The sequence below is a fragment of the Nakamurella multipartita DSM 44233 genome, assembly GCF_000024365.1.
GTDB lineage: Bacteria > Actinomycetota > Actinomycetes > Mycobacteriales > Nakamurellaceae > Nakamurella > Nakamurella multipartita.
The window spans coordinates 4,506,934-4,518,434 of record NC_013235.1 but is presented as its reverse complement, the minus strand read 5'-3'; the positions used below and the strand labels follow the sequence as shown (position 1 = coordinate 4,518,434).

Annotated in this window: 9 protein-coding genes; 5 read left to right on the top strand and 4 right to left on the bottom strand. The window is 72.4% G+C overall.

Translation table 11 applies throughout. The features are described from left to right. Positions 1–6: 6 nt before the first annotated feature. Complete coding sequence (locus tag NAMU_RS20275) at positions 7–240, bottom strand: hypothetical protein (RefSeq protein WP_015749206.1); 234 nt, start codon at positions 238–240, stop codon at positions 7–9. Positions 241–379: 139 nt separating this feature from the next. Beyond that, positions 380–2,317, bottom strand: coding sequence for a bifunctional sugar phosphate isomerase/epimerase/4-hydroxyphenylpyruvate dioxygenase family protein (locus NAMU_RS20270; protein WP_015749205.1), 1,938 nt, complete (start codon positions 2,315–2,317; stop codon positions 380–382). A 188-nt stretch (positions 2,318–2,505) separates the two neighbouring features. Between NAMU_RS20270 and NAMU_RS20265 the strand changes: the two genes are divergently transcribed. After that, the gene (locus NAMU_RS20265; protein WP_015749204.1) at positions 2,506–4,233 is read left to right on the top strand and encodes a PHA/PHB synthase family protein; all 1,728 of its coding nucleotides are present in this window, start codon (positions 2,506–2,508) and stop codon (positions 4,231–4,233) included. 19 nt (positions 4,234–4,252) lie between these two features. Here NAMU_RS20265 and NAMU_RS20260 read toward each other — a convergent pair whose 3' ends face one another. Continuing rightward, a complete protein-coding gene (locus NAMU_RS20260) occupies positions 4,253–5,086 on the bottom strand; it encodes an IclR family transcriptional regulator (protein WP_407669257.1) in 834 nt (277 codons plus the stop codon). A gap of 223 nt (positions 5,087–5,309) precedes the next feature. On the opposite strand from NAMU_RS20260, the gene NAMU_RS27685 reads away from it, so the two are divergent. The 4 genes from NAMU_RS27685 to NAMU_RS20240 all read left to right on the top strand — a co-directional run bounded on the left by NAMU_RS27685 (position 5,310) and on the right by NAMU_RS20240 (position 10,538). After that, the gene (locus NAMU_RS27685) at positions 5,310–6,248 is read left to right on the top strand and encodes a LysR family transcriptional regulator (protein ID WP_015749202.1); all 939 of its coding nucleotides are present in this window, start codon (positions 5,310–5,312) and stop codon (positions 6,246–6,248) included. Positions 6,249–6,345: 97 nt separating this feature from the next. Further along, positions 6,346–9,225 (top strand): helix-turn-helix transcriptional regulator, encoded by a 2,880-nt coding sequence (locus NAMU_RS20250; protein ID WP_015749201.1) that lies wholly within the window; start codon positions 6,346–6,348, stop codon positions 9,223–9,225. Between the two features lie 127 nt (positions 9,226–9,352). Then, on the top strand, positions 9,353–10,156 hold the full coding sequence (locus tag NAMU_RS20245) for a 2-keto-4-pentenoate hydratase (RefSeq protein WP_015749200.1): 804 nt from the start codon (positions 9,353–9,355) through the stop codon (positions 10,154–10,156). A 52-nt stretch (positions 10,157–10,208) separates the two neighbouring features. Then, on the top strand, positions 10,209–10,538 hold the full coding sequence (locus NAMU_RS20240; protein ID WP_015749199.1) for a DUF2218 domain-containing protein: 330 nt from the start codon (positions 10,209–10,211) through the stop codon (positions 10,536–10,538). 37 nt (positions 10,539–10,575) lie between these two features. On the opposite strand, the gene NAMU_RS20235 is transcribed toward NAMU_RS20240, so the two are convergent. Next, positions 10,576–11,370 (bottom strand): IclR family transcriptional regulator, encoded by a 795-nt coding sequence (locus NAMU_RS20235; protein WP_015749198.1) that lies wholly within the window; start codon positions 11,368–11,370, stop codon positions 10,576–10,578. Positions 11,371–11,501 lie beyond the last annotated feature (131 nt).

The following is an 11,501-nucleotide window of genomic DNA, read 5'->3' as shown; positions in this document are numbered from 1 at the left end:
AGGCGGCTACAGCCCGGTCGTGGTGCGGGGCTGCAGCCGCCAGGCCAGCCACAGCACGGCCGACTCCCAGGCCCGGGCCGCACTCAGGGCCGCGTGCAGTCCGGGCGCGTCGGCCAGGTCGGGCCCGAGCGAGTCGATCCGGCGCTGCAGCTCCCGGGTCTGGATGGACCGGTCGGCGCCGAAGAGCAGCAGCCGCCGGCTGAGCGCGGCGCGGGCGCGAGTGGTGGTGGACGTGGTCATGGGCTCCTCCTGGCATGCCGGATGATCCCGACGGCGCGGCACCGAGAAAAGACACCACGCGACGTTGAGGAGCTGTGTCGACCGTCGTCGACTCCAGGCTACGACGATCCCCGGACCATCGCCGATGGTCCGGGGCGGTTCAGGACGAGATGGACGTGGTGGCGCGTCGTTGCCGACGGTGCGCGGCCATCCGTACCGGCGAGTTGACCTCGCCGTAGCCCTGGTAGTCGCCGATCCGCTGGACCACCTCGAAGAACACCCGCCCGCCCAGGACGGCGGTGTAGAAGTGCCAGAACTCGCCGTCAGATGTGCGGTCGTACAACAGGTTCAGCTCGCGCAGCGCGGCCAGTTGCTCGGCCGGCAGGGCCAGCCGGGCGTCCAGGTCGTCGTAGTAGTTGGCCGGCACGGGCAGTACCGGGGCGCCGGCCGCGACGGCCGCTCGAGCGGCCGCGACGATGTCGTCGGTGGCGAACGCCACATGTTGCGGGTCGGTCACCCCGGGCGCCCATTGGCCGCCGCGGCGCAGCACCGAGACGGTCATCCCGATCCGGACCGAGCCGTCGACGTTGGCCGCGGTCCGGTTGCGGACCAGGCCGAACGGCGCGGCGATCTCCGAGCTGTGCCGGGTCGGCAGGCCCAGCACGCAGCGGAAGAACAGGCTGGCCTCGTCGAACCGGTCGTAGGGCTGGGTGAGGGCCACGTGATCGATGCGGCGCAGCCCCAATGGGGAGGTCCCGGCCGCGGCGGCGGTCGGTTCGAAATCGCCGATCCAGCTGCTCGCGTCCGCGGCCCCGGTCCGGCAGAAGAACACCGCGGTCTCGTCGGGGGCGGCCACCGCGGACAGGTCGGCCTCGCCGGCGCCGACCCGGCGGGGCAGCAGCGGGGCGAGCATGGCCTGGGCGCGCACGGCCGCGGCCGCCGGGTCCCGGGTCTCGAAGCCGATGGCCGCTACCGCGGCCCCGGTCGGGTGTTCGTCGAGCCCGCGGGCGGCGTTGAGCAGCACCCGCGCATCACCCTGCGACCACAGCTGCACCGGCTTGCTGCGGTGCTGCCCGGAGTGCACGAAGCCCAGGCAGGACAGGGTGGCGGCGACCGCCGGGCCGCTCTCGTCGTCGACGGCCAACTCGGCGAAGGCGAAGCCGCCCAGTTCCGGGGCCGGCGGCACCTGCCGGTCCGACCCCGAGGTCCCGACCGCGCCGGAATCGCCGGTGACCGAGCCGGCCCGGTCCAGCGGCACGCTGCCCACGGTCGACTCGTACAGGGCCAGCAGCGAGCGGTGCGCGTCCACCGCCGCCCGGCCCGGGTCGGACTGGCGGAACACGTCGTTGAACACCTCGAGCGAGAGCGGACCGGTGTAACCGGCGGTCAACACATGGCCCAGGAAGGCGGGCAGGTCGAACGTGCCCTGCTCGGGGAAGAGCCGGTGGTGCCGGCTCCACTGCAACACGTCCATGTTCATGAACGGCGCGTCGGCCAGCTGCAGGAAGAAGATCTTCTCGCCCGGGATCTGCTCGATGCCGGCCGGGTCCGACCCGCGGGACAGGATGTGGAAGCTGTCCAGGCAGACGCCCAGCGCCGGGTGATCGGCGGCCCGGACGATGTCCCAGGACCGGTCGTAGGTGTTGACCTTGGTGCCCCAGGCCAGCGCCTCGTAGGAGATGCGCATGCCCCGCTGCCGAGCCCGTTCGGCCAGCCGGTGCAGTTGCTCGGCGATCACCGCGTTGTCGTCGACGGCGGTCGGGGAGACCGCCGAGCAGACCAGGATCAGGTCGGTGCCCAGGGCTTCCATCACGTCGAACTTGCGGTCCGCGCGGCGCAGGTTGAGCTCCACCTGCGCCGGGTCGGTGGAATCGAAGTCCCGGAACGGTTGGTACAGATCGATCGACAGGCCCAGGTCGGCGCACCGCTGCCGCACCTCGCGCGCCGACGACGAGGACACCACGAAGTCCGGTTCGAAGATCTCCACGCCGTCGAAGCCGGCCGCCGCGGCGGCGGCGAGCTTGTCCTCCAGCGTGCCGGAGATGCAAACGGTGGCGATCGCGGTACGCAGCGGCGGACGGGATGTGGCGGTTGCCACGCCGTCGACCGGTTCCGTACCGGGCGCTGAACCGGCGAGCAGTGACATCATCGCCTCCAGGGGTCGGTTGAAATTCACAGATACCGGCATCGGCCCCGCTGCGGCACTCCTGCGCCTAGGTGTTCCGACCAGCGGGAGGGCCGCCGGAAACGGCCATCATGGCGATCGTCGGGCAAAGGATGGGAAATATGGCACCGGAACTTCCAGAGGCACTGCGGGACGTCGCCGAGCGGGCGGCCAGCGTGCTCGCGCCTGAGACGGACATCTTCGAGGACGTCGACGTCGCCGGGTTCGGCGAGTCGTTGGCCAAGGCCCTGCGCACCTCGGTCACCCAGCCGACCGTGCCCATCAAGTCCGCCTTCCATCTGGCCGGTGACCTGGTCCGGATCCCGGTCGCGGCGGGCGCCCGCTGGCTGGGCCGGGACGTCACCCCGCCGGTGGACGCCGATCCCAAGGACCGCCGGTTCGCCGCCGCGGCCTGGCAGGACAACCCGGCCTACTACTCGATCCGGATGGCCTACCTGGCCTCGGCCAAGGCGGCTCGCGAGCTGGTCGGCTCGGCCAATCTGAGCCCGGACGAGAGCCGCAAGGCGATGATGGCGCTGGATCTGATCGTCGACGCGCTGGCCCCGACCAACTTCCTGCCGACCAACCCGGCCGCCCTGCAGAAGGCGTTCGACACCGCCGGGGCCAGCCTGCTCAAGGGCGCCCGCAACTTCGTCGGCGACGTCATCAACAACGGCGGCAAGCCGCAGCAGGTGGACCGCAGCGGCTTCGAGGTCGGCGTCAACCTGGCCTGCACCCCGGCCAAGGTGGTGTACCAGAACGAGCTGATGGAGCTGCTGCAGTACGAGCCGCAGACCGAGCAGGTGCACGCCACCCCGCTGCTGTGCAGCCCGCCCTGGATCAACAAGTACTACATCATGGATCTCGCGCCGAACCGCAGCTTCATCGAATGGGCGGTCACGCACGGGCGCACGGTCTTCGCCATCAGCTACAAGAACCCGTCGGCCGACATGGCCGGCACCACCATGGACGACTACCTGGTGCACGGGCCGCAGACCGCGCTGGACGTGATCGAGGAGATCACCGGGGCGCAGACCATCGACATCGTCGGGCTGTGCCTGGGCGGGGCGATGACCGCCATCACCGCCGCATTCCTGACCCAGCAGGGTGACAACCGGGTCGGCACGCTGACCCTGCTCAACACCATGCTCGACTACGACCAGCCCGGCCAGCTCGGCGCGTTCACCGACCTGAAGTCGGTGGAGCGGCTGGAGAAGAAGATGAAGAAGGCGGGCACGCTCGAAGGCGAGACGATGGCCGGCACCTTCGACATCCTGCGGGCCAACGACCTGATCTTCAACTACGTGGTCTCCAACTGGCTGATGGGTCAGCCGCCGCCCGCCTTCGACATCCTGGCCTGGAACGCCGACAGCACCCGGATGCCCGCGGCGATGCACGCGTTCTACCTCAAGAACTTCTACGTGCAGAACAAGTTGGCCGCCGGCACGCTCGAGATCGGTGGCGCCACCATCGATCTGAGCGTGATCAAGTCGCCGGTCTACGTGGTCAGCGCGATCAACGACCACATCGTGCTGTGGGAATCGGCCTACAAGACCGTCAATCTGGTCAGCGGACCGGTGCGGTTCGTGCTGGGCAGCGGCGGGCACATCGCCGGCATCGTCAGCCCGCCCGGACCCAAGGTCTGGTACCAGGTCGCCGAGGGCGACGAGCAGCTGCCGGCGACCGGCGCCGAGTGGCGGACCACGGCGGCGCGCAAGCAGGGCACCTGGTGGGACGACTGGGCCCGTTGGTCCGACGAGACCTCCGGGCCGATGATCGACCCGCCGTCGATGGGCAGCGCGAAGTACCCGGTGCTTCGCTCGGGCCCGGGCAGCTACGTCAAGGGCTGAGCCGGCCCGGCCGCCCCGCTCAGGTGGTGGCGGCCAGGTGCAGGTCTTCCGGCTCCGGGCAGGCCTGCACCGGCAGGTCGGGCCCGGGCCGGCCGGCCAGCTCCCGGGTGAGGCTGCGGGTGGCGATCGCGAGCGTGCCGATGACCGCATGCATGTCCCGCTGCAGGTCCTGCACGGAGATCTCGATGGCGGCCAGCACCTCGCCGCCGCGGCCGAAGACGGGCATCCCGACCCAGCACAGCTCGCTTTCCAGCTCCCAGCGGGTCACCGCGACCCGGGTCAGCCGGGTCACCCCCAGGGCTCGCCGGAACCGGTCCGGGGAGGTGACGGTGTGGGGCGTGTAGGCCCGCAGCCCGCGGATGATCGTCATCTCGACCATCCGCGCGGAGGAGAAGGCGAGCAGGGCCCGGCCCATCGCGGTCGGGTGCGCCGGCACGGTGGCCGCCGAACTGAAGGTCGAGGCCGGTCGAGGACCGGGCACCTTCTCGATGTAGGCGACCTCGAGCTCGCTGAGCACCCCCAGCCGCACTCGCGATCGGGTGGCGGCGGACAGGTCCTCGATGATGCACGGGGCGCGCTCGGCGATGGTGGGGTGGCCGGGACGCTCGGTGTCCTGGGTGCCGATCATCCGCAGCGGCAGCCCGGCCCGGTAGTGACCGTCGTCGGTGCGTTCGAGCAACCGCCAGGAGGCCAGCTCGGAGGTCAAGCGGTGCGCGGTCGAGATCGGTAGCCCGGCCAGCCGGGCGATCTCGGTGAGCGAGTGTTCCGAGCCCTCGGTGAAGGTCAGCAGGATCGAGGTGATCTTGCTGGTGACGGACCGCCCGGACTCCGTGGAATTGCCGGCCAAGGCCACCTCCTCGTCGTCATCGACGTCATGAGCGGATTCGTTCGAAATGACCGATCCGGTGATCAACTCCGGCCCTAGGCAAACACATCGTGGCAGCCACAGACCAGTGCGTCATCGTGAGGAAACCATCCGCGACACGGATGGACCAATGCGCAACACGGTGTCCGGGCCGATTCTGGGGTCGGTCCTGGGGTCGGCCGAGCCCGGCCCGGGGTCGCGAGCAGCCATCATGACTCCGGTGGAATTGGACTGGATGGAGACGTTCCTCGCGGTCGTCGACCGTGGTGGTTTCACGGCGGCCTCCTCTCAGGTCCATCGTTCCCAGTCGCGGGTGAGCGCACACATCGCCTCGCTGGAGCGCGAGCTCGGCACCCGGTTGATCGATCGCAGCCGAAGGCCGGCCGCCGTCACCGAGGCCGGGCAGGTGTTCGCCGCACACGCCCGGGAGATCCTGGCCGACGTGCGCACGGCGCGCGCCGCCCTGGCCGCGGTCCGCGCCCTGTCCGGTCAGAGCATCCGCGTCCAGACCACCGCGTGCATCGGGGCCACCATCCTGCCCGCGGTGCTGGCCGGCGTGCTGGAGCGTTTCCCGGACGCCACGGTCGCCGTGTCCGAACCCGATGGCTGGTCCGAGGACGCGGGCGCGGCCGCGGCCGAGCAGTCCGTCCTGGTCGTGGCCCCGGTCGACCGAGATCCGCACCCGCTGGCCCGGCGGCATGTGCTCTGGTGGGAGCCGTTGCAAGCGCTCCTGCCGGCCGCACACCCGTGGGCGCGGGAGGCCGGGGGGATCTCGGTCGACCGGTTGGCCGAGCAGCGGCTGGTCCTCTGCCCGGTGGTCGGCGGAGTGATCGAACCGCTGCTCGGCGAGGACCCCGGTGCGGCGCCGGCTCCCCGGATCACCGTCGAGGCGCCGCACACGCTGGCCGCGCTGGTCGCCGCCGGGTTGGGGATCGGGATCGTCAACATCGGCCTGACCGGCCTCCTCGGCGATCGCGACCTGGTTGCGGTGCCGCTGCGCGGGGTGGACGGGTCCGCCGATCTCGGCCTGGATGTGGCCGTCGAGTGGTTCGACGTCGTGCTGACCAGTCCGATCGGCCGGGCGCTGCACGAGGCGGTCCTGCTGGCCCCCACCCCGGTCGGCGCGAGCGACCGCCGGACCCGGACATGACCGCCGACCGCCGGCCGCGGCGTAGGGTCAGTCGGGTTCGCACTGCGCTCGTTGCGCCGCTCGCCGTCCCATCCCTGCGCCCGCCCCCAAGGACGTGATGGTCCCGTTCGTCGGACGTCAGACCGAGCTCGGCGTGCTGCACGCGTGCCTGGCCGACGCCCGCGCCGGCCGCCCACGGGTGGTGCTCATCGAGGGCGCCCCTGGGATCGGCAAGACCGCCCTGCTCGACCGTCTGGCCGAGGATGCCGCCGCCGCCGACGATGTCGTCGTCCTGCGGGCCAGCGGCGATCTGCACGAGGACCTGCTCGCCTACGGCGTGCTCGGCCAGCTCGCCCGCTCGGCCGGACCCGCCACGCCGGGACTGCCGGACCTGCCCGATCGATCGGGTCCGGCGGTCGCCGATCCCGCCGATCCCGCCGATTCCGCTCCGCTGGCCGACCCGATCACCGTCGGGGCGCAGTGGCTGCACCGGTTGGACGCGATGGCCGGGTCGGTGGTCGTGATAATCATCGACGATGCGATGTGGGCCGACCGGCCGTCCCTGCTGGCCCTGGTGTTCGCGTTGCGCCGGCTGGTCGCGGACCGGGTGCTGGCCGTGTTCGCCACCCGCGAGCGCGCGGCCGGCGACCTCCCGGAGAGCCTGACCAGGTTGATCACCGGTCACCTGGGCGCGGTGCTGCGCCTGTCCGGGCTGGACGAGCGAGAACTGCGGGACCTGGCCACGGCCCTGGGAGTCTCCGGGGTGGGCTCGACCGTGGCCCGCCGGCTGCGGGAGGGGACCGACGGCAACCCGTTGCACGCCCGGGCCCTGCTGGAGGAGTTCCCGGTGACCGTCTGGCCGGTGAACCGGCAGGACGAGTCGCTGTTGCCGGCGCCGCGGCCGTTCCGGCACCTGGTCCGGTCCCGCTACCAGCACAGTGCGCCCGACACCCGCCGGTTCGTCGACGCCCTGGCCGTGCTCGGCCTGCACGCCGCGGTGGCCGACGTCATGGCCATCGCCGGCCTGAGCGACCCGGTCGGGCCGATCGACGAGGCGACGGCGAGCGATCTGCTGCGGGTTCGGTCGGCCGACGGCCCCTGGTCGGTGGAGTTCACCCACCCGCTGGTGCGGGCCGCCGTCTACGACGCGATCGGCCCGGCGGCTCGGTACACCCTGCACACCGCCGCGGCCCGGGTCAGCGCGGACGAGGCGGCCGCCCTGCGTCATCGAGTGGCCGCCGCCACCGGTCCGGACGAACGGTTGGCCGCCGACCTGACCGATTTCGCCGCCCGCGCCCAGCGCCGCTTCGACTGGAAAAGCGCTGCGGTTCATCTGGTTTCGGCCAGTCGGTTGAGCCGTGACCCGGACCGGGCGCGCCGCCGGGTGCTCTGGGCGTTGATCTGGACGTTGATGCGCGGCGACGCCGCCGCCGCGTCCGACCTGGTCGACGAGGTAACCGCCTACCCGCCCGAACCGCTGCGCGATCTGGTCCTGGGCTCGCTGGCCATGGCCGCCGAGGAACCCGAGCGGGCCGGGCAGCTGCTCGACCGGGCCTGGGCGGCCTGCGAGAGGGCTTGCGCGGCGGACGGTTCCGCGCTCGAGGGGGACGACGTCGCGGCCGTCGCGCTGATGCAGGCGATCGCCCACTACGGCCGGCTGGACGCCGCCGGCACGGTCGCCTGGTGCGAGCGCGCGCTGGCCGCCGTCGGCGACCGGGAGTCCGGTCCCGACCATCCGGACCGGCCGGACGAGAGCGACCGGATGGGCCCGCAGACCTCCATCCATGTGGCCGCGGTGACCTACCTGGCGCACGGCCTGGGCTACCTGGGCCGGCTGGATCAGGCGCAGGCCGTGGTCGCGGCCCAGCGGCAGCCGGACGAGTCGCCCTACCGCTGGCTCAACCCGCGTTCGGCGTTGGGGGTGTTGCACCTGGTCGAGGACGAGTTCGATTCGGCGGCGGCGGTCTTGGGGTCGGTGGCGGCCAGCGCGTCCCGGATCGGGGTGTTGAACACGGCGGCGTTCAGCTACGCCTACCTGGCCCGGGCCCAGTGGATGGCCGGCGACTGGGACGACGCCCAGGTCAACGCCGATCGGGCGGTGTCGATCAACCTGGAGTCCGACCTGGGCTTCCTGCGGTCGGCCGTGGTCGGGATCGCGGTCCTGGTGCCCGCGGCCCGCGGCGACTGGGCGGCCGCCGAGCAGCACCTGCGGTTGCTGCCACGCAGCCAGGTGCACTACGAACGCTCGATCGTCGCGCTCGGGCTGGCCCGGGCCCGGGTGGGGGAGGCCCGCGGCCGGCCGCGGGACGTGCTGGCCGCCCTGGACCGGGTCCACCAGTTCCCGATCCGGGACGCCGTCGACGAGCCCGGCTTCTGGCCGTGGCCGGACCTGTACGCCGACGCGCTGGTGGCGGTCGGGCGCGCCGCCGAGGCCGATCAGTTCCTGCTCTCGCACGAGCAGCGCGCGCAGCAGCGGGGTCGGCCGACGGCGATCGCCCGGTTGGCCCGCTCCCGCGGGCGGGTCGAGGCCGCACTGGACCGGCCGGAGGCGGCTCAGGCCGCCTTTGACCGGGCACTGACGGTGGTCGGGACCGTGCGCGCGCCGTTCGAACGGGCCCGGATCGAACTCGCGGCCGGCGAGGTGGCCCGCGCGGCGGGGAACCGCCGGCGGGCCGTCGAGCTGCTGCTGGCCGCCCGGGCCGGGTTCCTCGGGCTGGGCGCCACGCCGTACGCGCAACGCTGCGACGCCGAGCTGGCGGCGGCCGGGCTGGCCACGGCCGACCGCCCCGGTGGGCCCCGGTTCGGGCTGACCGCCCAGGAGCTGGTGGTGGCCCGGCTGGCCGCGGACGGGCTCAGCAACCGGCAGATCGCCGGCGAGCTGGTGGTCAGCATCAAGACCGTCGAGTACCACCTGCGCAACGCCTTCGCCAAGCTGGGCATCACCTCCCGGCGCCAGCTCGCGGACCGGCTGGCCCAGCTGCCCGGCGCCGGGGGCTGACCCGCCCGGCGATCACCCGGCCCGCCGGCGATCGGTCGCTCGGCGATGGGTCGCTCCAGGGGTTCCACTGCCCGGAATCGGCGGCCGTCCGGTTGCCCGGCGCCCGGCCAGGCAGGAGTCTGCTCAGGTGACTGCCGACTCCCTTCACCAGCAGCTGGCCGACGAGCTCTGGGAGGCCGACCGTACGGCCAAGCCCATCTCCCCGCTGACCGAGCGTTACCCCGACCTGGTGGTCGAGGACGCCTATGCGATCCAGACCATCAACATCGACCGCCGCGTCGCCGCCGGCGAGAAGATCATCGGCCGCAAGGTCGGGCTGACCTCCGCGCCGATGCAGCAGCTGCTCGGGGTGAACGAACCCGACTTCGGCGTGCTGACCGACGCCATGTTCATCGAGGACGGCGACCCGATCGACCTCAACGACCTGGTCCAACCGCGGGTCGAGGCCGAGCTGGCCTTCGTCATGGAGACCGATCTGGCCGGCCCCGGCGTGACCACCGCCGGTGCCCTGCGGGCCATCGCCGGTGCCCTGCCCGCCGTCGAGATCGTGGACAGCCGGGTCGCCGACTGGAAGATCAAGCTGGTCGACACCGTCTCGGACAACGCCTCCTCCGGCCTGCTGGTCGTCGGCGGCCGGATGCTCCCGGTCAACGACCTGGACCTGCGCACCCTGGGCGTGGTCGTGTCCCGGCACGGCGAGGTCATCGACACCGGCGCCGGCGCCGCGGCCCTGGGCAACCCGGCCCGCTGCGTGGCCTGGCTGGCCAACAAGCTGGGCAGCCTGGGCTCGGGACTCAAGGCCGGCGACATCGTGCTGCCCGGCGCGGTGCACAAGATGGTGCCGGTGCAGTCCGGCGACGTCTTCCGGGCCGACTTCGCCCACCTCGGCCCGGTCACCGTCCGGTTCTCCAAGCGCGCCGAGCAGGGCTGAGCAACCTGCGCTGACCGCGGGCCCCACCGTCGACCGGAAGGAGCACCACCCCATGCTGGAGTCGGTCGCGGTGGTGCCGACGGACGCCGCCGGGCGCTACGCCAAGCAGCTGCTGTCCCATCTGGGTCGCAAGGTGCCGGTCGAACCCGTGCCCGGCGAACCCGAACCGGCCGGTCAGCTGGTCTTCGGCTACGGCGTCGGCGTCGTCCGGCCGACGCCGGCCGGCCTGGAGCTGCGGGCCACCGCCGGGGATCCCGAGGCGCTGGCCCGGCTGCAGGACGTGCTCGCCCGGCATCTGGAACGCTTCGGCGCGCGCCGGGAGCTGGTGGTGAGCTGGGGCCCGACGTCGGGCGATGCGGAACCGGTCGGCCCGGCCCAGTAGGCCGGCCGGCCGGCGGCGTCCGGCCGCGGGTGATCGATCAGACCCGGCCGGCCCAGGCGGGGCGGGCCGCCGGACCACGGATGGCCAGGTCGCGGCTCAGTGCCAGGGCCGCCGTCTTGACCGCCGGACCGATCCGGCGCAGGTCCAACTTGCCGTTCCAGCCCGAGATGGACATGGCCGCAACGACCTGCCCGTCCGGGCCGATGATCGGGCTGGCTGCGCAACCGATGCCGTGCCCGGACTCTTCACTCTCGTAGGCAATTCCCAACTCTCGGATCCGGCGCAGCTCCCGCAGCAGCAGCCCGGGGGCGGTGATCGTCCGCGGCCCGACCGCCGGCAGGCCGGTGTCCAGCACCGACTGGACGACCGGCTCCGGCGAGAACGCCAGCATGGCCTTGCCGACGCCGGAGGCGTGGGCGGGCAACCGGCCGCCCACCTCGGAGGGCATCCGCGGTGCGTCCCGGCTGCGCACGATCTCCACGTACATCACCTCGGTGCCCACCAGCACGGCCAGGTGCACCGTCTGCTTGCTGACCTGGCGCAGATCGGCCATGTACGGCAACGCCACCTCGCGCAGCTGTCGCTGCCGGGAGGCCAGCGAGCCCAGCTCGAAGATCCGGCTGCCCAGCTTGTAGTCGCTGCCCTCGGTGCGCTCCAGGAAGCCGTGCTCGGCCAGTTCGGCGGCCAACCGGGCGGTGGTGGTCTTGGCCAGGCCCGACCGGCGGGCCAGTTCGGACACGCCGATGGCCAGGTGCCGGGAGTCGTAGGCCCCCAGCAACGCCGAGGCCCGCCCGATCACCGAGTCATGAGTGTTCCGCTCACCGGTACGCATCGGTTGATGATGCGTGTGCTCCAGGGCACAGTGCAATGACCCGAGCAGTACCGAGTTCGTTTCTCCCGCTGAGCGGCACAACCGCCGGATACCTCCCGCATCGACTGACGGTGCATTCGCTTTTCCGAACC

Coding starts and splice junctions, on each gene's coding strand:
- NAMU_RS20275 (WP_015749206.1), bottom strand. CDS start 240: ATGACCACGTCCACCACCACTCGCGCCCGCGCCGCGCTCAGCCGGCGG.
- NAMU_RS20240 (WP_015749199.1), top strand. CDS start 10,209: ATGCTGGAGTCGGTCGCGGTGGTGCCGACGGACGCCGCCGGGCGCTAC.
- NAMU_RS20250 (WP_015749201.1), top strand. CDS start 6,346: ATGGTCCCGTTCGTCGGACGTCAGACCGAGCTCGGCGTGCTGCACGCG.
- NAMU_RS20235 (WP_015749198.1), bottom strand. CDS start 11,370: ATGCGTACCGGTGAGCGGAACACTCATGACTCGGTGATCGGGCGGGCC.
- NAMU_RS27685 (WP_015749202.1), top strand. CDS start 5,310: ATGACTCCGGTGGAATTGGACTGGATGGAGACGTTCCTCGCGGTCGTC.
- NAMU_RS20265 (WP_015749204.1), top strand. CDS start 2,506: ATGGCACCGGAACTTCCAGAGGCACTGCGGGACGTCGCCGAGCGGGCG.